This window comes from Gordonia sp. J1A (genome assembly GCF_055393515.1).
In genome coordinates, this window is the sequence record NZ_AP041607.1 from 3289855 (window position 1) to 3312073 (window position 22219).

18 protein-coding genes, 1 pseudogene and 1 riboswitch are annotated in these 22219 nt (G+C 67.9%); of the genes and pseudogenes, 6 read left to right on the forward strand and 13 right to left on the reverse strand.

What is annotated here, in order from left to right:
- Positions 1-40: 40 nt before the first annotated feature.
- From ACZ5QD_RS15365 to ACZ5QD_RS15380, 4 genes are all read right to left on the reverse strand, one after another.
- Positions 41-2080: a CocE/NonD family hydrolase gene (locus ACZ5QD_RS15365; protein ID WP_006897921.1), complete on the reverse strand. Its 2040-nt coding sequence runs from the start codon at positions 2078-2080 to the stop codon at positions 41-43.
- A gap of 19 nt (positions 2081-2099) precedes the next feature.
- On the reverse strand, positions 2100-3374 hold the full coding sequence (locus tag ACZ5QD_RS15370) for an ATP-grasp domain-containing protein (protein WP_006897922.1): 1275 nt from the start codon (positions 3372-3374) through the stop codon (positions 2100-2102).
- A complete protein-coding gene (locus ACZ5QD_RS15375) occupies positions 3371-4312 on the reverse strand; it encodes an alpha/beta hydrolase (RefSeq protein WP_006897923.1) in 942 nt (313 codons plus the stop codon). The genes ACZ5QD_RS15370 and ACZ5QD_RS15375 overlap by 4 nt, the downstream gene beginning before the upstream one ends.
- A gap of 120 nt (positions 4313-4432) precedes the next feature.
- A complete protein-coding gene (locus ACZ5QD_RS15380; protein WP_006897924.1) occupies positions 4433-5608 on the reverse strand; it encodes a low temperature requirement protein A in 1176 nt (391 codons plus the stop codon).
- Between the two features lie 184 nt (positions 5609-5792).
- On the opposite strand from ACZ5QD_RS15380, the gene ACZ5QD_RS15385 reads away from it, so the two are divergent.
- Positions 5793-6494, forward strand: coding sequence for an MgtC/SapB family protein (locus tag ACZ5QD_RS15385; RefSeq protein WP_006897925.1), 702 nt, complete (start codon positions 5793-5795; stop codon positions 6492-6494).
- A gap of 35 nt (positions 6495-6529) precedes the next feature.
- The gene (locus ACZ5QD_RS15390; protein ID WP_006897926.1) at positions 6530-7147 is read left to right on the forward strand and encodes a L,D-transpeptidase; all 618 of its coding nucleotides are present in this window, start codon (positions 6530-6532) and stop codon (positions 7145-7147) included.
- A 4-nt stretch (positions 7148-7151) separates the two neighbouring features.
- Here ACZ5QD_RS15390 and ACZ5QD_RS15395 read toward each other — a convergent pair whose 3' ends face one another.
- From ACZ5QD_RS15395 to ACZ5QD_RS15405, 3 genes are all read right to left on the reverse strand, one after another.
- Complete coding sequence (locus ACZ5QD_RS15395) at positions 7152-8030, reverse strand: crotonase/enoyl-CoA hydratase family protein (protein WP_006897927.1); 879 nt, start codon at positions 8028-8030, stop codon at positions 7152-7154.
- 70 nt (positions 8031-8100) lie between these two features.
- Positions 8101-9666 carry an HNH endonuclease signature motif containing protein gene (locus ACZ5QD_RS15400; RefSeq protein ID WP_464366916.1) on the reverse strand — a complete coding sequence of 522 codons (1566 nt, stop codon included), beginning with the start codon at positions 9664-9666 and terminating at the stop codon, positions 8101-8103.
- A 115-nt stretch (positions 9667-9781) separates the two neighbouring features.
- The gene (locus ACZ5QD_RS15405; protein WP_045537523.1) at positions 9782-10987 is read right to left on the reverse strand and encodes a CaiB/BaiF CoA transferase family protein; all 1206 of its coding nucleotides are present in this window, start codon (positions 10985-10987) and stop codon (positions 9782-9784) included.
- Positions 10988-11277: 290 nt separating this feature from the next.
- Between ACZ5QD_RS15405 and ACZ5QD_RS15410 the strand changes: the two genes are divergently transcribed.
- A complete protein-coding gene (locus ACZ5QD_RS15410; RefSeq protein ID WP_045537521.1) occupies positions 11278-12546 on the forward strand; it encodes a hypothetical protein in 1269 nt (422 codons plus the stop codon).
- Positions 12543-13889 (forward strand): lipase family protein, encoded by a 1347-nt coding sequence (locus tag ACZ5QD_RS15415; RefSeq protein WP_045537519.1) that lies wholly within the window; start codon positions 12543-12545, stop codon positions 13887-13889. The genes ACZ5QD_RS15410 and ACZ5QD_RS15415 overlap by 4 nt, the downstream gene beginning before the upstream one ends.
- Positions 13890-14171: 282 nt before the next feature.
- Here the strand turns inward: ACZ5QD_RS15415 and ACZ5QD_RS15420 are convergent.
- The 6 genes and pseudogenes from ACZ5QD_RS15420 to ACZ5QD_RS15445 all read right to left on the reverse strand — a co-directional run bounded on the left by ACZ5QD_RS15420 (position 14172) and on the right by ACZ5QD_RS15445 (position 20150).
- A pseudogene (locus ACZ5QD_RS15420) lies at positions 14172-15023 on the reverse strand (SCO6745 family protein).
- A gap of 5 nt (positions 15024-15028) precedes the next feature.
- Positions 15029-16189 (reverse strand): galactokinase, encoded by a 1161-nt coding sequence (gene galK, locus ACZ5QD_RS15425; protein WP_464366917.1) that lies wholly within the window; start codon positions 16187-16189, stop codon positions 15029-15031.
- Positions 16182-17315, reverse strand: coding sequence for a galactose-1-phosphate uridylyltransferase (gene galT / locus ACZ5QD_RS15430; RefSeq protein ID WP_278125654.1), 1134 nt, complete (start codon positions 17313-17315; stop codon positions 16182-16184). The genes galK and galT overlap by 8 nt, the downstream gene beginning before the upstream one ends.
- 100 nt (positions 17316-17415) lie before the next feature.
- Entirely contained in the window at positions 17416-18963 is a 1548-nt protein-coding gene (locus tag ACZ5QD_RS15435) for an MFS transporter (RefSeq protein WP_278125656.1), read from the reverse strand.
- Positions 18963-19511, reverse strand: a complete 549-nt coding sequence (locus tag ACZ5QD_RS15440; protein ID WP_278125658.1) for a TetR/AcrR family transcriptional regulator — start codon at positions 19509-19511, stop codon at positions 18963-18965. The genes ACZ5QD_RS15435 and ACZ5QD_RS15440 overlap by 1 nt, the downstream gene beginning before the upstream one ends.
- Before the next feature lie 81 nt (positions 19512-19592).
- A complete protein-coding gene (locus tag ACZ5QD_RS15445; RefSeq protein WP_278125660.1) occupies positions 19593-20150 on the reverse strand; it encodes a TetR/AcrR family transcriptional regulator in 558 nt (185 codons plus the stop codon).
- Between the two features lie 49 nt (positions 20151-20199).
- On the opposite strand from ACZ5QD_RS15445, the gene ACZ5QD_RS15450 reads away from it, so the two are divergent.
- Both ACZ5QD_RS15450 and ACZ5QD_RS15455 read left to right on the forward strand, forming a co-directional pair.
- Positions 20200-21000, forward strand: coding sequence for an acyl-CoA thioesterase (locus ACZ5QD_RS15450; protein WP_006897939.1), 801 nt, complete (start codon positions 20200-20202; stop codon positions 20998-21000).
- Positions 21001-21038: 38 nt separating this feature from the next.
- A riboswitch (cobalamin riboswitch) is annotated at positions 21039-21224 on the forward strand.
- Between the two features lie 28 nt (positions 21225-21252).
- Entirely contained in the window at positions 21253-22218 is a 966-nt protein-coding gene (locus tag ACZ5QD_RS15455; RefSeq protein WP_278125662.1) for an ABC transporter substrate-binding protein, read from the forward strand.
- Position 22219 lies beyond the last annotated feature (1 nt).

Below are 22219 nucleotides of genomic sequence, written 5' to 3' on the forward strand. Positions count from 1 at the left end.
GCCGGGCCCGGGCCTTCGGAGACGACCGCTCGACGCAAGATCAAACGAGACGACGCGGAATCCGCCGATCCCAGCTCTCCGCGTACACCCGACGAGAGCCTCGATCGTCGAGCTCGTAGGCATCGAGTTCGGCGGTCAGAATGAATTCGTTGCTCGTCGAAGAGAGCACGGTGTGCGTCTTCACCTCGATACGCCAGTCGCCGCGTTCGACGCGCCGCACCGTGCGCGTGGTACCGCGCGCGGATGTCACGTCGTTGTTCCGGTACTCGAACCACTCGGTGGCCGACCGCGTCACCGCGGTGTCGGTCTCCTCGATCAGGGTGGTTCCCTGATCGTCTTCGATCTCGAGTGTGGTGGTGCCGAACGCGAGGTCGCGGGTGGTGCGCCAATGGTGCCGACCCGACTCCAGGTTCCGGCGAGCCATCGGCGGCGCGCTCTTCGGCGTACCCAGGTCCTTGAGTAGGGCGTCGGCGTCACGCGGAGGACGCACCGGGACGCTGAGCCGGGATTCGCCGGTGTAGACGGTGACGGTCGCCGGCTCCGGCGGCGGCCAGGCGAGCGGGAAGTACGAGGTGGACAACGACAGCCGCAGTCGGTGCCCGGCGGGCAGACGCTGTGCCAGTCCGTTGAGTTCGACGTCGATTCGGTATTTGGTTCCCGGTTCCAGAGGCTCCGGCGCAGCGCTCGAATTCCGGTGCGTGAGATTGCAGAGACCGTAGGTGATGCGGGTGGCCTCTCCGTTCGGGGCGATGTCGGAGAGACGGGCCGCGATCTGAGCGACCGGCTTGTCCGCCTCAACCGCCGCGGTCAACGTCGGTCGCCCCAGGATCTCCATGTCGTGTGCCATCGGCTCTGTCTCGAACACGAGTGCGCCGCCGTCCTCGTCGCGCTGGTCGGTGGGGAGGTCCGGCGTCGCGGCGTACGACGCCCACTTCCCGCCCGATCCACCGACCGACAGCGGCGACAGGATCGCCAACGGTCGCGGCCGCACCTCGGTGCTGTCGACGAAGTCGTCGAGCGTGTATCGAGTGAGTACGTACTCGTGATCGTCGATGCGCGACGACGGCCAGCTGTCCTCGCCGACCCAGCGGCCCGGCCGTTCGTCGTACGCGGGGTTCGGCGCGATGCTGTCCTGCATCCAGGCCCGCAGCATCGGCCCGTCCATCGCTCCGTTGTCGATGCCCTTGAGCCAGTGATCCCACCACCGGACGGTCTCGTTCAGGAAGTCGATCGCCGGACCGGGCACACCGAGGTGCGGATACTTATGACCCCACGGGCCGATGAGCCCCTTGCGCGGAACGTCGAGGTTCTCCAGCAGGCGGAAGATGGCGTTCGTGTAGCCGTCGGCCCAGCCGCCGACGGACATCACCGGCACCTGGATCTGTGAGTAGTCCTCCGAGACGGACGCGCGCTTCCAGTAGTCATCGCGATGCTGGTGCTCGATCCACTCCGCGGCCCAGAGACCGCTGCCCTCCAGTCGTTCGCGCCACATCTCGCGCCACCGCGGTCCGACGATGTCCGGATCCGGGGGGAGGCTGTTATTGACGAACATGACGGTGGCCTCCGAGAGATTGTCGGAGAGGAGGCACCCGCCCATGTAGTGCATATTGTCGACGTAGAGGTCGTCGGTCGCGGATGCGCTGATGATCGCTCTCAGCGCCGGTGGTCGGCGCGCCGCAACGTGCAGGCTGTTGAAACCGCCCCACGAGATGCCCATCATCCCGACATTGCCGTCGCACCAGGGCTGCTCGGCGAGCCAGGCGATCACTTCGCAGGCGTCCTCCTGCTCGCTCGGCAGGTACTCGTCCCGCAGCACTCCGTCGGAGTCGCCGGTGCCCCGGATGTCGACGCGCACGGACGCATATCCGTGCCCGGCGATATAGGGGTGATGCAGACTGTCACGCTCACGCGTGTCATCACGCTTGCGGTACGGGAGGTACTCGAGCACTGCGGGCACCGGTTCGGAGTTCGCGTCCTCCGGCATCCACACGCGGGCGGCGAGCCGTGTCCCGTCATGCATCGTGATGAACAGGTTCTCGATCACTTCGACGCGGCGGTCGAACCGGTTGACAACCTCCATGCTCTATCCTCCCCGTAGGTCACTCGAACGTGAACGGCAAGAGTTCCGACGCTCGCTCGTAGGCCTGCTCCAGATCGTCCACCTCCTGACCGCCGACGTACACCGTCGCCAGGACGTAGCGGTAGGGGTCTTGGTTGGGCAGTTCGCTGAGACGATCGCCCGGCTGCACATCCACCTCGACTGTGCATCCCGGTTCCTCTGCGCGCAGCCGTGCCAGATCGTGCTGGGTCGGCGTCGACGTCACGACCCCGTCGTCGGCGCGGCCGAGCAGACACTTGGACGCCATCCGGTACGGGCCGCGCCGAGAGCCGGGTTCGGGCCGTCGCCCGAGAGCCACATCGATGGCGTACTCGTGGTTCGACGTGCCGTCCACCCGCAGGAACAGCTCACTGTGCGACTGCGAGATTCGTGTGTTGACCTCGATCACCCAGAGTTTGTCGATCTCGTCGTCCCACATGAATTCGACGTTGAAGCAACCGTTGTCGAACCCGATGTGTCGCAGGTAACGTTCGCTCACGTCGAGCATCCGGGCGATGAGTTCGTCGCCCACCGAGCCCGCCGGGTAGTCCAGTCGGTCGAAGGTGAGACCGTTGGAGCTCTTGCGCATGTCGAAGACGCCGTGGGTGATGAATTCTCCTCGGTACATTGAGCCTTCGGGCGCCACCTGCCGTCCCGAGATGATCTGCTCGGCAAGACAGCTGTTGCCGCTGAAGCGCTCGATCTCCGGAGGTAGGTCGACCATGCCCAACGCCTGATTGAAGGCGTCGCCGATCACCGTGATCTCGCGGCGGATCTGGGCCACCGCCTCGTAGAACTCGTCAGCGTCGTGGATTTCGAAGCCTAGTTGCGATGAGTGCGACTTCACCGGCTTCACCCAGAACGGGAATGCCACCTCGATTCCGCTCAGCGGGTCGTCGTCGAAGGGGTCGAACGCCGCGAAATCCGGGACGCACTCGGGTACTGCCTCGGCCTGCATCAATCGAGACCAGTACTTGTGTTCGCACGTCAGGAAGCTCTTGAGACTGGGCGACGGTATCGAGTTCTCCATGGCCAGGATCGGCACCAGGATGCTGGTCGGAAAGTCCCAGTGGGCGACGATGGCGTCCACCCGGCCCAGCGTCGCGAGTTCTTCGCGGGCTCGGTCGAGCAGCGACTCGAGGTCGAAATGAGGCGCGGCGGTGAGCGTCTCGACGTCCAGGAGACTGTGGAACCGCATCTGGTCGGCGCCGGGCAGTGCCTCGAGTTCGGCTCGCTGCCGGTCGCTGAGGCCCGGGACCACCACGTTGACAGTCACTGCATCGACCCCTTCGAGGTCGTGGATCGTCCCCGCAGGTGCGACCCTCCGTCTTCGAGACGTTCGGAAATGAAGGCCTCGAGTTCCCTGCGCGCCCGACTGGCCTCCGGGATCTTGTGCATGATCCAGTTGTGGAACATGCCCGGATGCTCCTTGAGGCTGATCGTGGCGCCTGCTGATCGCGCCCGGCCGACGAAATCGCGGGCATCCGGGTTGAGGACGTCGCGTGTGCCCGTGAAGACGATCGTCGGGGGCAGCGCCGAGAGTCGCTCGCCGTCGACGGGCCCGAAGTCGGTGGGCGGCGCGTTCCCGGCGAACCACCGTCCCGCTTGACGCAGACCGGCGATCCCGAGTTCCGGATCATCGGGGTCGATCGCGTCGGCTTCCGGCATCGAGACCGTGAGATCAATCCATGGCGAGAGCAGTACGACGGCGTCCGGTTCGGTTCGCAATCTCCGATCACCGCAGCACAGTTCGAGAGCCAGTCGGCCGCCTGCGGAGTCACCCGAGAGCACAGTGGGCCCGGGTGCGCCTGCTAGATAGGTGTGCGCCGCATCGGCCACCGCCGGGATGATCGTGCGGTGATCCGCCGATGGGCAGAGCGGATAGATAGGCATGATCACAGAGGCGTCGGCGGCCCGCGCCAGCCACGCGAGGAACCGCCAATGATGGCGCTGCGGCTCCTCGACGAAGCCACCGCCATGAAGGTGCAGTATGCGGGTGTCGCCTGCACCGTCGCGCGGTTCGATGCGGTAGCAGCGCATGTCGCCGACGTGTTCGAGAGAGACCTGCACCGTGGGCAGCCACGGCGGCGTGGTCATGCTCTTGCGCTGGTGCCGGGGGAGGCGCTCGGTCATCACCGCCGGGTCTGCATAGAACTTCTTGCTCCTCGTCGCGCGCAGTGAGGCCATCGTCAATCGAGCCGGTATCGAGACCATCGGGTCCCTTCCCTTCCGTGTCCGTTCAATGTCCTGGGGCACGGGGTTCCCGGGTCGCGGTTGCGCGAAACGTGGGGTGCGGCGACTGCCAGCCGGCGGAAACGGGAGGGTGCGAATGCCTCAGGACTTCGCGACCGCGGCGTCGTTCCGGTGATGCCAGGACGCGGAGGCGACTCCGGCGGCGAGGATCGCAGCGACCAGCGCGGCCAGCACGAGGAGCTCGATACCTGTCGATGCGGCGACAACGCCGATTGCCGCCAGGACGGCGAGGGTTGACGCCGTGACAGTCGATTCGAAGCGGTCCAGGCCGCCGATCGACGCCACGAAGAGCGCGAGGCCGATGTAGAACAGCGCCGGGCCACCGGCGAGGAGCAGCGCGTAGACGGTGGTCGTCTCATCGTGGGGATGCGCGAGCATCTTCTCGGTGCCGACGGCGGTCACGATCACGCCGCCGACCAGGATGGCGTGCGCATATGCGAAGCCTCCGCGGGCGAGGGCGGTCGGATCGTCGGCCTCTTCGAGCCGTCGTTCGGTGCGCTCCGAATGGTGGGCGAAATACAGCCACCAGAAGGCGACCGGGACGGCGAACGCCACCCCCAGTGCAACGAATGAGTACAGGCTCGATTCCATGTGCATGAACTCGCGCCCGATGGAAAGGACCGTCTCGCCGAGCGCGATGATGAAGATCAGCCGATTACGTTCCACGAGATGTGCGGGCGTCAATTCCCACATCCGCATGTCGATTCCGCCGAACCGCGGCAGCCAGGTGCGCAGGAGCGGGGCGGCGACGTCGATGGCGAGGGCGACGATCCAGACGATCAGCCGGGTGTCGGGTTCGCAGAACGCGCCGATCACCCACACCGCGGCGGCCACGGCGGACCATGCGAGCAGATGCGCGTAATTGCGGCCGATCTGCTGTCCGCGCATCGCAATCGCGATGAACAACGGCCTGACCACCTGCATCGCAGCCAGCGCGATGGCGAACTGGGGTCCTCGGTCGCCGAACGCCTCAGGGATGGACGCGGCCATCACCAGGCTCAACAGCATGAGGACGACCAGCAGGATCCGGACGGGGATGCGGGCTGGGTCGACGAAGTTGGTGGCCCACGCGGTGTAGTTCCACACCCACCAGACTCCGCCGAACATGACGATCACCTCGACGGTCCCGCGGCCGGTGAGGTGCTCGGCGAAAAACGATGCGAGTTGGCTGAACGCGAATACGTAGACGAGGTCGAAGAACAACTCGATGGTCGCGACCTCGCCGCCCTTGCTGCGTGCTCGCCCCAATGCCGGCATAGCCACGGCCGACCCCCTTCGTCGAACTCCCTGACGGTGCGGCTCAGCGTAGCTTGACGCCGACTCGAGCTGAGGGCGTAACGACGTCGCGGGGAGTGCCGATGCCGGTTTCACGTGGAACCAGTCGGCAGAATCTCTCAGCGCCACTCCGGTGCGCTTGCTCCGGGAGTACCGTCGAACGACGATGGCACTCGCTGACGCGTTGGAGCAGCAGGGCTGGCCCCAAGTGGGTGAGCTGGTACTCGCGTTTGTCCTCAGCGCGCTGATCGGGCTTGAGAGACAGCTTCGCGGGCGCAGTGCCGGGCTCCGCACTCAGGCGATCGTGGGCACTTCCGCCGCACTGTTCATGCTGATCAGCAAGTACGGATTCATGAATGTGCTTTCGGACGAAGTGGTCGTCGATCCGTCGCGAGTGGCCGCTCAGGTGGTGTCGGGCATCGGCTTCCTCGGAGCGGGCATCATTCTGACGCGCCGGGGTGCGGTGCGCGGCCTCACGACTGCGGCCTCAGTGTGGGAGACCGCAGCGATCGGCATGGCGGCCGGCGCCGGCCTGTGGCTGCTGGCCGTGGTGGTGACCGCGCTGCACTTCGTGACGGCGTATGGACTGCGGGCCCTGTCGCGACTGTTGCCCGGGCAGGTCTCCGAATCGCAGATCGAAGTCACCTACGCCGACGGGCACGGATTACTGCGGCAGATCATCGAGTCGATCACCAGCGGCGGGTGGACGATACGGCAGGCCCGGCCTCAGGACGTGGAAGTCGACGGCACCGCCGCACTGATCCTGGAGGTGGCCGGGGGAGCGAGGACGGAGGCGTTGGTCGCGGCTCTCGCCGAGATCGACGGCGTCCGTGAGGTGCAGGTCCTATCCGAGCAGGAGTCGGAATAGCTACCCTGGGCCATCGCGAGTGCGAGGAGACCAGGGTGGCGGAAGTGGCGAGCGGCAACCGACTGCGCAGCGGTGTGCGCGGGTACGCGGCGCCGCTCGCCCTGGCGACCGCGGCACTGGTGGTGACGGTGGCGCTGCTTCTCCATCTGACGTGGAACACGAACTCTGCCGCGGTGCAGCCCGCCACGCATGCCGCGGCGGTTCCGGCGAGCACGATCTCCGATCCCGCCGCCATTCGCGCAGCAGGAAGTGCCGAGTGCCGGACCAACGCGCCCGGACGACGACTGATCCGAGTCAGTCTGTCCCAGCAAGCCATGTGGATGTGCGACGGGCGACGTCCGGTGTCGTCGTCACCGGTGACGACGGGGAACGTCGCGCGCGGTGACGGCACGCCGACCGGCACCTGGACCGTTCAGAGCCGAGAGACGAATCGGGACCTCGTCGGACCCGGCTACCGAGACCATGTTCGCTACTGGCTGCCGTTCTTCGGTGACTTCGGATTCCACGACGCACCGTGGCAGAAGACGGCGTTCGGCGACCGCGAAGCCTTCAAGACCGCGGGATCTCGCGGATGCGTCCACGTTCCGGGACCAGAGATGAAGCATCTCTACGACTGGGCCGAGGTCGGCACGACGGTGACCGTGGCCGAGTGAGGCGCTACTCCCGCGTCCACTCGTCATAGAACTCCGGCATCCGAGACGCCTTCGAATCGAACTCGGCCGGTCGCTTCTCGAGGAAGGCTCGAACACCGTCGTCGCCGTCGCCGATGCTCGTGTAGAACATCGCGAGCGAATCGATGCGATGGGCCTCTGTCGGATGTTCTTGCGCCGCGTTGCGGTACAGCATCTGGCGGGCGAGCGCGACGGCCACCGGCGAACGGCCCTGAGTCCAGGAGTCGGCGAGCGAGCGCGCAGCGTCGAGCAGATCCTCCGGCTCGTGGACGCTCTGTGCCAGGCCGGCGTCGAGTGCGCTCTGCGCATCGAGGATGTCGGCGCGGTACACCAGGTCGAGCGCTTTCGGGAGGCCGACCACTCGAGGGAGGAACCACGATGACGCCGCCTCGGGAACGATGCCGAGACGTCCGAACACGAAGCCGATCCGGCCCTTGGTCGATATGAGTCGAGCGTCCATCGGCAGCGTCATCGTGGCGCCGATGCCGACTGCGGCGCCGTTGACGGCCGCGATCACCGGTTTGCGGCAAGCGTAGATCGCGAGCGTCACCCGCCCGCCGGTGTCGCGAATCCGCGCGATTCCGGGATCATCCAGATCGGCCATGTCCGCGAGCGTGGGCCGCTTGGCGCCGTCGAGCCCGAACACATTGTCGCCCTCGGTCGCCAGGTCCATGCCGGCGCAGAACGCACGTCCGTTGCCGGTGACGATGACAGCCCGAACGGAGTCGTCATCGTTGACCGAACGGAAGGTGTGCTCCAATTCCTGCGCCATCTCGACGGTGAAGGCGTTGAGATGGTCGGGGCGGTTGAGCCGGACTGTGAGGATGCCGTCTTCGTTCTCGTGCGTCAGCGTCGTCAGTTCCATGCGATGTGCTCCCTGGTCGGCGGGTGTGTCGATTGCAGCTTAGAAGCGCGGCGCACCTTGGGAGGACGCGTCAGGCCGCGGCGTGGGGTGACTGGGCAGATTCGGAATCTGCCGGGGGAGCTTGTGACTCCTGCGGTGGAGTCCGAGGCGGCGGATGCGCCGGCGGTGGGCCCGATTCTTGCCGATGCAGTTCTGGCGGGTGCAGGTGCCGTGCTTGTCCGGCGTGGTGGATGGGGTTGAGGCGCCAGGGTTGGTCGGTGGTGGCTGGTCGCCAGGCCATGCGTCCGGCGTGGGGTCCGTCGGTGAGGGTGGTGGTTTCCCATTGTCCGCGGTTGGTGCCGACGGCGCGGTTGTGGCGTCCGCAGGCGGCGCCGAGGGCGTCGATGTCGGTGCGTCCGGCCGGGGTGATCCAGTCCGGTGCGTGATGGGCTTGGGTCTGCGCGAAGGGTCGGTCGCAGCCGGGGGCGGTGCAGCCGCGGTCGCGGGCGAACAACGCCAACCGCTGCGCCTTACTCGCGAAGCGTGCACCGCGGCCTTGGTAGAGGACTTCGCTGGTGTGATTGCGGAAGACGGCCAGGTGCGGCACAGCCTCGGCAGCGAGCCGCACGAGTTCACCGATCGGAATGCGGGTGCCGGTCGCGGTCAACGCGATTCCGGCGTGGGCGGCGAGTTCCTGGTCGGTGACGGTGATGACCAACTCCGCCGGTATCCGGTTCGGTGCACCGAGTCCGCCGTGGGCGAGAACGTAGTCGCACAACGCCAGCAGCGCGTCGTGTGTGCGTTGGGCGGCACTGCGCAGATCCCGACCCCGCGCCGCCGCCAGAGCCTCGGCGTCGATGCCGTCGGCGTCAATGGTTCCGGTGGGCGAATCCGGGTCGGTGGGGTTGTTCATCCCGGGTGCGGCCCAGGCGGTCAAGATCACTTCGAACTTGGCCCGCAACTCCGGGGTCATGGCGCCGCGGACTTTGCTCATGAGTTGGCGGTCTTGCGGGAGGATGGTGATTCCGCGTTGGCGTTGCCGGTCGACGTGATCGCTTTCCTGCCCGTCGGGGTCCAGGTGAGCGAGCAGGCGGTCGCCGACCTTGCCCAGATCATCCGGATTCAACCCGGCCGCAGCCTCGGCCAACTCCGCCTCAGCACGGGCTTTGACTTCCGGCGAGATGCAGCCGGGCACTTTCGCCAAAACGGCCGAGATCACCAACGCGTGTTCGGCGCCGACAGTCCCGGCCGCGACCGCGGCGGCGGTGGCGGGCTTCCGGGGAGGCAGCGTCTGCCCTTGGAAGTTGGAGAACTCGCCGATGGTCTCGGTCATCCGGAGCCGTCGACCGGCTTCGCGGGTTCCGAGCCGCAGCCCTTGAGAGAGGTATTGGTGCGGATTCAGATAGCCGGCGGTTCGGTGCGCGTTGCGGTCGGAGACCTCCACCAGCAGCGCGGCGGAGATGCCGTCCCAGCGGCGCCGGATGCGTTCGGCGGTCTGTGTGTGGGCCAGCAGTTCCGGTTCGGTCTCCGGTGACAGGGAGGTCTCGGCGAGTTTGACCGCCGCGGCATCGATCAGGGCGAGTAGTTCGGCGGGCTGCTCCGGCAGCGCACCGGTGGCGACGACAGTCGCGATCGGATCGGTGATCGGATCGGTCATCGCTGCCACCTCCCCCGAGTGTTTCAGCTGGTCACACCATGTTTTCTTGACCTACCTGAAAGCTATCACCCACCTATGACAAACAACATTGACGCGATCGACCTACGTTCGATTCTCAGTCGCCGACGCGAACAACACCGGCGGCCGACATCCGCTGCACGTCCTGCTCGTCGTAGCCGAGTTCCGCGAGCAGCGCGGCTGTATGGCGGCCGAGTGCCGGAACGTCGCCCATCGCCGCCTCGACGTCATCGAATGTGACCGGCGGAAGTAGTGCCTTGACCTGCGCGAACTCGGTACCGACAGTGCGCCAGCGATCCCGTGCGGAGAGCTGCGGATGCTCGGCGACCTGTTCGAGCTCGTTGATCTGGGCTGCCGGAACACCCGCGGCGGAAAGCTTCGCGTCGAGCTCCGCAGTGGTCCACAGCCTGGTCCGTTGCGCCACTGCGGCGTCGCACGCCGCCCGGTTCTCGACTCGCTTCATATTGGTGGAGAATCGCGGGTCGGTCGTCAGCTCGGGGACGCCCAACACTGTGGTGAGCGCCTTCCAGCCTCCTTCACTCTGAACGCCGATCAAGATCTGTCCGTCGCTGGTGGGGTACGAGTCGTACGGCGCGATCGACACATGACTCACGCCCATCCGCGGCGGCTGCACGCCCGTGTACATCTGCGTGTAGAGCGAATGTCCCATCCATTCGACGGTCGATTCGAGCATCGAGACCTCGACCGCCGCTCCGACTCCGGTGCGGCAGCGACGCAGGAGCGCCGCGAGAACCGCCTGTGCGCAGTACATACCGGAGGCGATGTCGGCGGTCGGAATCCCGGTCTTGGCGGCATGCTCCGGTGTACCCGTGATGGAGATGAGGCCGCTCTCGGCCTGAATGAGCATGTCGTACGCCTTGCGCTGCTCGAACGGACCGCCTCGGCCGTAGCCCGACAGATCGACCGTGACCAACTCGGGGTGACCCTCGCGCAACTCATCGGCCCCCAGGCCGAGCCGCGCCGCTGCGCCCGGCGCCAGGTTCTGCAGAAAGACGTCCGCGTCGCGGATCAGCGCACGGACCACCTTGCGCCCCTCGTCCGACTTCAGGTCGACGGCGATGGATTCCTTCCCGCGGTTCAGCCACACGAAGTGCGCGCCGGTGCCGTGCACGGCGTCGTCGTAGGCGCGGGCGAAATCGCCGCCGTCGGTCCGTTCCACTTTGATGACGCGGGCGCCGAGATCGGCCAGATGGCGGGACGCGAGCGGCGCGGCGACGGCCTGTTCGAGAGTCACGACCGTGTAACCGGCGAGGGGGAGGAGTTGGTCGGGACGCAGTGCCATACACTCCACTATCGCACCGCGGCGATGGGCGGCTCCGGCGGGCGGCGTGTCACCCGATCGAGCGATTTGTGGTGTGACGACCGGCTCCCGCGACCCGCCCGAATCCGTCGTTCGGGGCCGCTGCACACGGTTTGGACCTGCACCGTTATCAGATTCATCGCGCTCTGACCTGCAGGTCGAGACGGATCGTGCCATTTGTCGTTGTGACAACGCGGTGATTCACTATCCCGGACCAGCGAGCCGGACAGGCTCGCGTGATCGGTGCGGCCTCGAGTCGCAGGAGGTGACCGATGCGTTCAATTCGCACGATCGGCTGGAGGGCCGTCGTTCTGACGGCAGCGGCTCTGGTGGTGGCCCTGGCCGGATCGGCCGTCCTTGCGCCGCCCGCGTCGGCCGCCGGAGAGTTGGATCGGTACCTGGATCTGCCGTTGGTCAATCGCCATGCGGATCACGGTCCCGGCGGGGTCAACCCGGCACTCCCCACCGACCCGAAGGTCCTCAAGAACCTGCTCGACGAGGCGCGTGAACGAGGGGTCGCGCCTACGTCGTACCAGGCCCTGTTGCTTCAGTACTGGCTGGCCGACACCACAGTGGCGGCGGGAATCGACCTCAAGTCGTGGAACCCGCGCGCGGGAGTGACTGCGAACCGCGGAAACCTCACGAAGTCGTACCAGTTCTACAAGAACCTGCAGCTCAAGCACCGCGAACTCCAGTGGGCCGGGATGGGCGGGCTCGTCGGTGCCGATTTCGGCGGCGGGCTCCTCGACTTCGAGCTGGCCACCGACGTCTACGAGTTCACGCGGTTGGCACCGGTGGCGAACGCCATCGTCACCGAGACCAACAGGGCGTTCGGACCGACGATGATCGACAAGCTCCCCAAGGGTCTGCGCGCGCTGGCCCGCGTCGGCGCCACCCTCACGCCGGCCGACCTCCAGTACGTGCAGGGCTCGATCCTCGTGATGCAGAAGAACATCTTCAGCGACCTGATGCCGATGCACCGCGCATACGTGACCGGCGGACTGTCGGCACTGCGAGAGATGTACCGAGCGGGACTCTTCCCCGCCGACGTCATGAAGGCGTGGGAGGATGTCGCGAGCAAGACGCCCGACGGGATCGCGGCGGGCAATGCGCGCCTGCTGAGGCGTGAGCAGGGCGAGATCATCAACGAGCAGTGGGACACGGTCCGCGCCTACCGCGGGGACGTCGGTGAGGCGATGACCTACGCAAGCACCCTCGCCGGGTCGCCGTCGGTGGCCGGAGTCCTTCCGCTGCGCTCGTACAAGCCGCTGAAGCTGACGGGGACCACGCCCGACGGGCGGACCGTCACCGCGACCGTGCCGCTGCCGTCGTGGAACTGGTCGGTCTTCGACGAGCGATGGGATTACATCACCCACGAACTGCTGCCGAAGTACCGATTCCAGGTGGAGAACCGCTGGCCGGACCTGCGCCGAGAACTGGTGATGCCGGCCGATCCGCAGATGGAGCAGCACCGCCCCATCTTCAATCTCCTGCCGATGATGCAGTCGGCGCTCGACACGCTGAAGGTGGAGGTCCGATGAAAGCGCAGCGTTGGATCGTCGCGGCGGTCGCACTGCTGAGCGCCCTGACCGTCGGTGCCTCCCTCACGGCCGCGCCGGCCGCGGCCGGACCGCCGAACCGCACTCCCCAACTCGGCGAGGTCTTCAACGGTTTCGTACTCGGGACCTTCCAGCACGGCAGGATGGGTACGCCCGACGAGATCCTCAAGCCGCTGCAGTCCACCGACCCGTTCTACAAGGAGCCGCGACTCACGGGATCGGAGAAGGCCGGGACGCTGCTGAAGGCCGAGCCCGTGGCCGTCCAGTTCGCCGGCTTCCGCCCGGGCGACGTGGATGCGTACAAGATCATGTACGTCACCACGGCGCTCGACGGTGAGCCCGACATCAGCACCGGGCTGATCATGATCCCGCGCGACGGCCGCAAGAACGCCACGCGGCCGATCGTCAGCTACCAGATGGCCAACGACAGCGTGGGCGCCAACTGCCATCCGTCGGTGATGTGGACCGGTGGCGATCCGATCGACGGCGCCTCGTGGTCGGCCCTCGGGCCGCTGGCACAGTTGTTCGGCAAAGGGTACGCCGTCGTGATGTCGGACGTCGGTAACAACGGCGACCCGCGTCCGCACGGCGTGTTCGCCGGAAAGTACAACGCCCGCACCAGTCTCGACGCGGTGCGCGCCGCGCTCGCGGTCCGCGATGCCGGCCTGTCCGCATCGTCGCCGATCGGCATGTTCGGCATCGCCGGCGGCGGTGTCGGCACCGGTCACGCGTTGGAGATGAAGGATCAGTACGCGCCGGAACTGAACATCAAGGCCGCGGTGCTCGAGGGAATGGTTCCGAACTACCGGAACTTCATCGCGACCGCCGACGGCTCCGTCGGTTCGGGTTTCGCGATGGCGACCCTTCTGGGCCTGGAGCCGCACTACCCGGACATGCGGATCGACGACCACCTCACGGATGCGGGACGCGCCGTGGCCGATTACTACCGGACCCAGTGCCAGACGCCCGCGTACTTCACATTGCCGCTGGTACCGCTGAACACGCTGTTCAAGGGGAATGAGTCGCCTGCGACGATCCCCGCGTTCCAGCGCGCCTACCGGGACAACGTGATGGGGCAGGGGACGGCAGCGAAGGGCGTGCGCACACTCGTCGCGTCGTGCGTGGCCGACGACTCGCCGATGTCGCTGGTACCGGCTGCCGATTCGCGCAAGCTGGTCCGAGCGTGGCGCAGCCGAGGCGCTCGCGTCGACTACCAGCCGACGGACTGCAGCATGGTCAAGTTCATCACCGACATGTACGGCTGGGGCACTGACCTGTTCGGCATGCAGACCGTCGACTGGCTGGCGGCGAATCTGAAGGGGTAGAGGGGGTTTCGACTCGCTTCGCTCGCTCAACGAGCCTGGGGAGGGATGCTCGCTCAACGAGCCTGCGGGGTGCGCTGGGCGGGGTCTGGGGTTTCGACTCGCTTCGCTCGCTCAACGAGCCTGAGGAGGACGCTCGCTCAACAAGCCTGCGGGGGTGCGCTGGGCGGGGTCTGGGGTTTCGACTCGCTTCGCTCGCTCAACAAGCCTGGGAGGGATGCTCGCTCAACGAGCCTGGGGAGGACGCTCGCTCAACCAGCCTGGGGAGGGCCTGGGAGGCGCTCGTCAGGACTTCTTCGACGTACCGGGGAGCACGCCGGCGTCGAGCACCGGCTTGACGAAGGGGCGAGTGCGCTCGATGAGGTCGGCGACGTCGGTGCCCAGACTCGCGCCGGTCAGTAGGTCGGTGCGTGCTTCGATGTCCTGATACAGGTCGAAGCCCGCCGAAGTGAGGCGGTGTCCGTCGTCGCCGATCTCGACGAGACCGCGCCGCGCCAGTCGGTCGACGGAGGCGTCCCAGTCGTCCTCCGACCACCCGCGGGTGAGTAGGAAGAACCGATGCCCCATCACCCGTCGACGGACGGTCGGGTCGGGCAATGCGGCCTCGTGGAAGACGCCGGCGTCGATCCCGTCCAGACCGTGGCCGATCAGCTCGGCGATGTGGTTGTCGCCGCGCCATTCCCGGAGTACCGACAAGTGACGCCAGAGGGCGAGGTGCGGCGCGTCGGGAATCGGGGTGGACGCCCATGCCGCGCCCAGGGGCCGACCGGAGACGGGCAGTCCTCCGACCGCCTTCTCGTACTCGGGCAGCAGCGGCGTGATCCGCTCGCACGCGGCACCCGGATGGCGCGGTACTGCTCGTCGAGCATCGCGTACCGCCGTTCGGCGACCTTCTCGAGGCCGACGGCCCGAGCGCGGTCCCATGCGGATTCGACGAGCGCGGGTGAGAAGTTGTAGAAAGCGGCGGCTACGACCGCTCCCGTGGCATCGCCCATCGGGGCGCCGGTAGAAGGCGTGGCCGTCGAGCCCGAGGTCGGTCTGGGCGTCGCCGAGGCCCGGATTGAAGTAGGCGAGGACGTGGAAGGGTTCAAGAGTCTCGTAGGCGCGGCGCGCGATCGCCGCCTGTTCGGTGCTCATGAGTGTCACTGTGCCATCACCGGACCGGCTCCCGCGCCCGGACGGACACGGATCACCGTCGGACGCGGATCGCCGGCATCGGCGACGAGACCCGGCAACGTGCTCTCGATCCGCATCGCGGCCTCGGCCGGTGCCAGGGCGACGACGCTGCCGCCGAATCCTCCGCCGGTCATCCGGGCCCCGAAGGCGCCGAGGTCGCGGGCGGTCTCCGCGATGCGGTCGATGCGGGGTGTGGTGATCTCGAAGTCGGTGCGCATCGAGTGGTGCGACTGATTCATCAGTTCTCCGAAACGCGTGCAGTCTCCGTCGCGCAACGCCTGTGCTGCGTCCCGGACCCGTCGGTTCTCGGTGAGAACGTGCCTGGCGCGGCGCCGCAGTTCGTCGTCGCGGAGTGCTCGCCAGCCGTCGTCTCGGACATAGCGCAAGCTGGGCGCCGACAGGCGGCGGGCGGCGTCCTCGCACGCCGCTCGTCGCCTCCGGTACTCGCCGTCGGCGTTCCGGTGCGGGGACCGCGAATCGATGACGAGGAGCACCGCGCCGCCCAGAGCCACCGGCACCGGCGTCACCTGCAGTGAGCGGAAGTCGAGGAGCAGAGCGGTGCCGTCGGCGCCGAACAGACTGCTCAACTGGTCGAGCAGACCGGTGGGGGCGCCCACGTATCGGTTCTCGGCGCGCTGGGCGATCAGCGCGAGGGTGCGCCGGTCGACGGTGGCCCCGGCCGCGGCGGCCAGCGCGTGGAGCACCGCGCACTCCAGAGCAGCAGACGACGACAGTCCCGCTCCGACCGGCACATCGGAGCGGATCTCCATGCGCCCGCCGGGCACCCGGACACCGTGTTCGCGCAGCGCCCAGACACAGCCCGCCACATACGACGCCCAGCCGGTCACCCGGGTGCCGTGCGCCGCGTCATCGTCGGGAGCGGTGTCGATGGGCACGCCGGCCCGGCCGGGCGCGAGGTCGGAGGAGACGACGACCGATTCGGCGGCCGGGTCCGGCCGGAAGCTCACCGTGGTCCCGAGCTGCAGCGCGATCGACAGCGCCAGCCCGTCGTTGTAGTCCGTGTGCTCACCGATCAGATTGACGCGGCCCGGCGCATATGCGCGCACCTCCGGCTCCCGCGACCGCGGTCCGGGAGGCGAGGTGCTGCCGGCCGATCCCTCAGGCATGTCTGCCATGGTCCGCCTGTCGGCCGAGCGCCGCACGCAATTGCTCGGCGATGTCCTCGGGGGTCTTGTCCGTGATGAAGGCATCGCGCGCCGACTCGGACCCGGCCAGGTATTTGAGTCTGTGGGCGCTGCGGCGGATCGAGAAGATCTCGGCGTGCAGGTAGCCCTCGGCCGCGTCGGCCGGATACTGATGCCACGACGCGACGTAGGGCAGCGGGGCGTCGTACAGGGCGTCGCAGGCTCGAAGGACCGCGAGCTGGGTCCGCGCGAGGTCGTCGGCCTCCCGGTCGGTGAGTTCGCCGAGACCGCGGACGTGCCGGTTCGGGTAGACGTGCACCTCCACCGGCCAGCGCGCCGCGAACGGTACGAACGCGGTGGTGTGCGCGGTCGACAGGAGAATTCGCTCGCCGTCTTCGAGTTCGCGGGCGAGGATCGCTTCGAAGAGGTCTGCGGAGTGCTCGCGCCGATACCGACCGGCCGACCGCAGCATCGATTCGGTGCGGCGGGTACGGAACGGGTAGGCGTAGATCTGGCCGTGCGGGTGACCGAGGGTCACGCCGATCTCGTCGCCGCGATTCTCGAAACAATGGACCTCGCGCACGCCGTCCAACGCCATGAGCTCGGCGGTCCGGTGCGCCAGAGCGTCGAGGACCAGGCGGGCGCGGCGTTCGGGGAGTGCGCCGAACGAACCGTCGTGGTCGCTGGTGAAGCAGACCACCTCGCAGCGGCCGGTGCCCGGAATCTCGGTCCGCAGCGGAGCGTCGCTCGCCGGCGGCGACGCTCCGGCACCGGCATGCTCCGGTGGTGCGGCGAGCGACGGGAAGCGATTCTCGAACACCGCCACCCCGTAGTCCGACGCGGGGATCTCGCTTCGGAGCCCCTCCGGGTCGGGGCACAGCGGGCACTGCCGCCGCGGCGGCAGATGGGTACGGTCCTGGCGCGCGGGCGCCACGATCACCCAGTCGTCCGTGACGGGGTCTCGGCGGACGGTCGCACCGCGATCCGTCGGCAGGTCGCGGCGGTCGGGGCGCAGGACGGAGGCCTCGCCGTCGTCGAACAGCAGTATCTCGCGTCCGTCACTGAGCCGTCCGCGGACCGGTTCGGGGAGAGACCTCGCCGTCGACACGCGGCGAATCTACCATCGGGCTCCGGTCGCGACGACCTTCCGCGACCGGAGGCCGGCACGCGTTTTCAGATCGTCACGGGGAGACGACCCCGGGTCCGGCTCATCCCTCGACCACCTCGGCGTCGATACGCGTACCCGCAGGGACCAGGGCGTACACCGCCGCGGCGACCGCCAGCATGATGAGACCGCCGGTGAGGCTGGTGATCTGCAGCGAATCGGTGAACGCGGTACCGGCTTGCTGTGCCAGGTTCGGCATGTGCAGCTGATCGGCGACGCCCGCCGCGGACCCGATCGACTCGCGGGCCGCGTCGTGCAATCGGGGATCGAGGTCGTCCAGCGCGCCGGACTCGTCGAGCCGGCTGCGATAGAGCACCGCGGCGACGCTGCCGAGGAGCGCGACACCGATGACGCTGCCGAGTTCGTAGGAGGTCTCCTCCATCGCGGCGGCGTTGCCCGCGCGGTTCTCGGGGCTGCCCGACATGATCAGCGCCGAGCCGATCGCCAGCGATCCGATGCCGACACCCACCAGGATCAACGACACGACGGCCGACGCGTAGTGCAGCTCTCCGGGGATCAGGTACACGGCGATCATGCCGATGCCGGCCACCGCGATGCCGCCGGCAGTGACGATTCGCGGACCGATGCGTTCGGCCAGACGCGGTGCGGCGAGCGACGCGGCGGCCGAGGCGACAGCGAGCGGGACCAGCTGCAGGCCGGCACGGATCGGTGAACTGCCCTCTACCGACTGCAGCCACTGGGCGAGCAGCAGCAGGGCCGCGGCCATCGCGAACATCGAGCCGAGGGCGCCGGCGATACCGCCGGTGAAGACGCGGCTGCGGAACAGTCCGACGTCGAGCATCGGCCGGTCCTGGCGCAGACTGCGGCGGACGAAGACGGTCAGCAGCAGCACTCCTGCGGCGAACGCGGCCCAGCCCTCGGGGACCAGCAGACTCGATTCGGCACCGAAGTGCTTCACCGACCACATCAGGAGCACCATGCCGGAGAACGAGAGGGCGATGCCCAGCCAGTCCCAGACTCCCGGGTCGGCCGACCGCGACTCGGGGAGCAGGAAGACCCCGGCGACCACGGCCAGCGCCATCAGCGGAGCGTTGACCAGGAAAGCCGACTGCCAGGAGAAGTGCTCCACCAGGAAACCGCCGACCAGCGGGCCGATCGCCGCACCGAGACCGGCGACCGACGACCACACCGCGAGTGCGCGCGCCCGCCGGCGCGCGTCGGTGAACAGGACGCGGATCGTCGACAGTGTGGTCGGCATGATGAACGCGCCGCCGATGCCGAGGAGGGCGCGGATGGCGATCACCGCGGTCGCCGACTCGGCGACCAGGACGAGCAGCGATGCGGCGCCGAAGACGGCGTACCCGGCCAACAGCATCCGCTTGCGTCCCCAGCGGTCGGCCAGCGATGCGGCCGGGACGAGCAGCCCGGCGAGCACCAGCGAGTAGACGTCGACGATCCACAGCAGCTGGGAGGCGGTGGGCTCCAAGTCGGCCGACATCGCGGGAAGAGCGATGTTCAGGATCGTCATATCCATCACGATCACGAGCAGGCTCGCACTCAACACAGCGGTCGCGAGCCAGGCGCGGACGGTGGAGTAGCCGGTGCTCCCCGTGGTGGGTGAGGCAGTCATCACGATTGTCTTTTCTGCGCCATGAACGGCGCGACGAGAGTGTGCAGGAAGTCTTTGGAGACGACGGTGTTGTGCAATGCCGCGTGCATCACGACACCGTCGGAGACGATCGCGAGGGCGAGCGCGTTGTCGGGTCCGACGTAATCGCTCAAGATCTCGACGAGATTGGTCTGCCAGCGGAGCGACAGCGCGCGCAACTCGGGATCGAACAGGCCCGCCGACATCAGCGAGACGTCGGCCGCGATGGCGCGGCTGTCGGCGAGGTAGTCGTGAATCTGATCCACCAGCGCTTCCGCTGACCCGCCGGCCGCGACCAGGCTGCTCCGCACGGCGGCCAGGTCTTCGTCGACCTCCGCGGCGAGCCGCTCCAGGGCCTGGGTGCGCAGGTCGTCGATGGAGGTGAAGTACTGGGTCGTCGATCCCAACGGCACACCCGCACGCTCGGCGACGCGGCGGTGCGTCAGCGCGGCCGGTCCGAGTTCGACCACCAGATCCGCCGCCGCGGCGAGAATCGCCGCCCGCCGTGCCTCCGGGTCGTGCTTGGCCATGACTCCCTCACAATTCTGTACGAATGTACATGTACTTTTGTACAGGGCTGGCGGAGGTCTGTCGATCGAATATCGGAGGGCTCAGCCCCACGTGTCGCGGATGTGTGCCGACAAGGCGTCGAGCGGTGCGGTGGAACGGGTGGCGCGAGAGGTGATGATGGCGCCTTCGAGGGCTGCCACCAGCATGTCGCCGGCGCGTCGGGCGGCGTCCGCGGCCAGTCCGTCGGCCTCGAAGGATGCGGCGATCTGGCCCGCCAGCGTTTGGAAAGCCGTGGCGGCGCGCTCGGCCGCACCCGGGTACTCCGCGGCGGAGGTGGAGGCGGCCACCAGGGGGCAGCCGAGGCGGTAGTCGTGGCGCACCAGGATCTGCTTCCACTCGTCCACGATGACGATCAGACCCTCCACAGCGGTCCGGCCGTACAGTGCGGCCGCGAGGCGCGACGAGGCGTGCCTGCCCGCCTCGTCGGTGGCCTGCTCCAGCAGTTGCGCCTTGCCGCGGGGGAAGTGCTGGTACATCGAGCGCCGCGCCACGCCGCTGTGCTCCATGAGCTCCGACATTCCGAATCCGTCGGCTCCCTTGCTCCGGAGCAGCTGAGTCGCCGACAGGAGCAGTCGGTCGCGGACGGGGAGTGTTGCCATGCACCCAGGGTACGCGTGAGTAGAACGATCGTTCTGTTACCGTCGACGCATGACTCACGTTTTCGATGAGGCCATCGCCCTCACGCCCACGGCGTCGGACCATGTGGTCCGCGCGCAGACGCATCCCGCGTACAACAACATGGTCGGCCCGTTCGGCGGCATCACGGCCGCGACCGTCGTCAACGGCATCCAGCAGCGGCCCGACGTCCTCGGCGATCCGCTCGCGCTGACCATCAATTACGCGGCACCGATCGCCGAAGGACAGTGGGATCTCGACCTGCGGCCCGTCCGGACCAACCGCACCAATCAGCACTGGGTGGTGACGATCAGCCAATCCGGACAGGTGGCGGCCACCGGCACCGCGGTCTTCGGCGTCGCCCGTGACACCTGGTCCGACACCGAGCCGACGCCTCCGGCCGCACCGCCCGCCGAGGAGGTCGAGGTCAGCGAGTACGTGGACTTCATCGCCTGGGCCAAGAACTACGACAAGCGGTTCGTCGCGGGCGGCATGGACGGGAGGAACGACGCCGACTCGACGTCGACGCTGTGGCTGCGCGACCGGCCCGAGCGGCCGCTCGACTTCCCGGCGCTCACCGCGATGACCGACGTCTTCTACCCTCGTGTCTTTCTCCGGCACGGAACCTACATGCCGGCGGGCACCATCACCCTGACCACGTATTTCCACGCCACCGCGCAGGAACTCGAGGCGCATGGAACCGGACACGTCCTCGCGACGGCGCGCGCCGCCCGGTTCGGGCACGGTCATTTCGACCAGTACGGACAGCTCTGGTCGGGCGAGGTGCTCCTCGCGACCACGCACCAGCTCGTGTACTTCAAAGACCCCGCCTGATTCGAGGTCGCCCGAGTGTCCCGGCCGTGCCCGGATACACTCGGGCGATACGTCACGGTGCTCGGGAAGTCCGGTGAGAAGCCGGCGCGGTACTCGCCACTGTGAACAGGTCCGGAAGTCGCCGGGAGTGCAGGACTCCAGCCACTGGGTGCTCGTCATCTGGGAAGGTGCGACCGCCGGCAGTCCTGTGTAGCCAGGAGACCGGCCGCGGCGTACCCCGAAGTTCCACGAGTATCTGGAAAGGGGGTCGCATTGCGCACCCTGAAGAACGCGGTGATCCTGGCGGTCGCCGGCACCGTCCTCACCGTCTCCGCCTGTTCCGGCGACGATCCCGCATCCGGCGCCGACGGCTCGGCGATCAGCCTGCAGAACTGCGGCCGCACCGTCACCCTGAAGAAGCCGGCCGACGCGGCCATCACCGTCAACCAGGGGGCCACCGAGTCGGCCCTGGCCGTCGGCGCCGGCGGGCAACTGGTCGGCACCGCCTACCTCGACAGCGCCATCGCCCCGCAATGGGCCGCAGCCTACGGCGAGATCCCGGTGCTGTCGGAGAAGTACCCCACCCGCGAAGCGGTCCTCGAGAAGCACCCCGACCTGATCGCCGCGTCGTACAGCAGCGCCTTCGACGACAAGGCGCTGGGAAGCCGGCAGTCGTTCGACGACCTCGGTGTGGCGACCTACGTGTCCCCCTTCGGCTGTGAGGACAAGTCGAAGCGTCCGGCCTCGTCCTGGGACGCGGTGGCCGGTGAGACCAGCGACTACGGCGTGCTCTTCGGACGGACGGCCGATGCCGACCGGGTGAACGCCGACATGCGCGCGAAGCTCGCCGACCTCACCGCGAAGTCGGCCGGACGGGGCAAGACGGTTCTGTGGTGGGATTCCTCGACCGACAAGCCCTTCGTCGGTGCCGGCGACGGCGGGCCGCAATTGGTGATCGACGCCGTCGGCGCGAAGAACGTCTTCGGGGATCTCTCCGGCAACTGGGCCGAGACCGGCTGGGAGGCGGTGCTCAAAGCCGATCCGGACGTGATCGTCCTGGTGGACGCCGACTGGGATCCGGCCGCCGCCAAGCGGAAGTATCTGGAGTCCGACCCGGCGCTCAAGGACCTGAAGGCCGTCGCGAAGGGATCGTTCGTGGTGATCCCGTTCGCTGAGAGCACCCCCGGTCCGCGGCTGATCGACGGCGCCGCCAAGCTGTCGGACGCGTTCGCGAAGTAGT

Excerpts from the sequence above, each read along its gene's own strand:
- ACZ5QD_RS15365 (WP_006897921.1), bottom strand. The coding sequence starts at position 2,080 with ATGGAGGTTGTCAACCGGTTCGACCGCCGCGTCGAAGTGATCGAGAAC.
- ACZ5QD_RS15375 (WP_006897923.1), bottom strand. The coding sequence starts at position 4,312 with ATGGTCTCGATACCGGCTCGATTGACGATGGCCTCACTGCGCGCGACG.
- ACZ5QD_RS15380 (WP_006897924.1), bottom strand. The coding sequence starts at position 5,608 with ATGCCGGCATTGGGGCGAGCACGCAGCAAGGGCGGCGAGGTCGCGACC.
- ACZ5QD_RS15385 (WP_006897925.1), top strand. The coding sequence starts at position 5,793 with ATGGCACTCGCTGACGCGTTGGAGCAGCAGGGCTGGCCCCAAGTGGGT.
- ACZ5QD_RS15395 (WP_006897927.1), bottom strand. The coding sequence starts at position 8,030 with ATGGAACTGACGACGCTGACGCACGAGAACGAAGACGGCATCCTCACA.
- ACZ5QD_RS15400 (WP_464366916.1), bottom strand. The coding sequence starts at position 9,666 with ATGACCGATCCGATCACCGATCCGATCGCGACTGTCGTCGCCACCGGT.
- ACZ5QD_RS15405 (WP_045537523.1), bottom strand. The coding sequence starts at position 10,987 with ATGGCACTGCGTCCCGACCAACTCCTCCCCCTCGCCGGTTACACGGTC.
- ACZ5QD_RS15410 (WP_045537521.1), top strand. The coding sequence starts at position 11,278 with ATGCGTTCAATTCGCACGATCGGCTGGAGGGCCGTCGTTCTGACGGCA.
- ACZ5QD_RS15415 (WP_045537519.1), top strand. The coding sequence starts at position 12,543 with ATGAAAGCGCAGCGTTGGATCGTCGCGGCGGTCGCACTGCTGAGCGCC.
- galK (WP_464366917.1), bottom strand. The coding sequence starts at position 16,189 with ATGCCTGAGGGATCGGCCGGCAGCACCTCGCCTCCCGGACCGCGGTCG.
- ACZ5QD_RS15435 (WP_278125656.1), bottom strand. The coding sequence starts at position 18,963 with ATGACTGCCTCACCCACCACGGGGAGCACCGGCTACTCCACCGTCCGC.
- ACZ5QD_RS15440 (WP_278125658.1), bottom strand. The coding sequence starts at position 19,511 with ATGGCCAAGCACGACCCGGAGGCACGGCGGGCGGCGATTCTCGCCGCG.
- ACZ5QD_RS15445 (WP_278125660.1), bottom strand. The coding sequence starts at position 20,150 with ATGGCAACACTCCCCGTCCGCGACCGACTGCTCCTGTCGGCGACTCAG.
- ACZ5QD_RS15450 (WP_006897939.1), top strand. The coding sequence starts at position 20,200 with ATGACTCACGTTTTCGATGAGGCCATCGCCCTCACGCCCACGGCGTCG.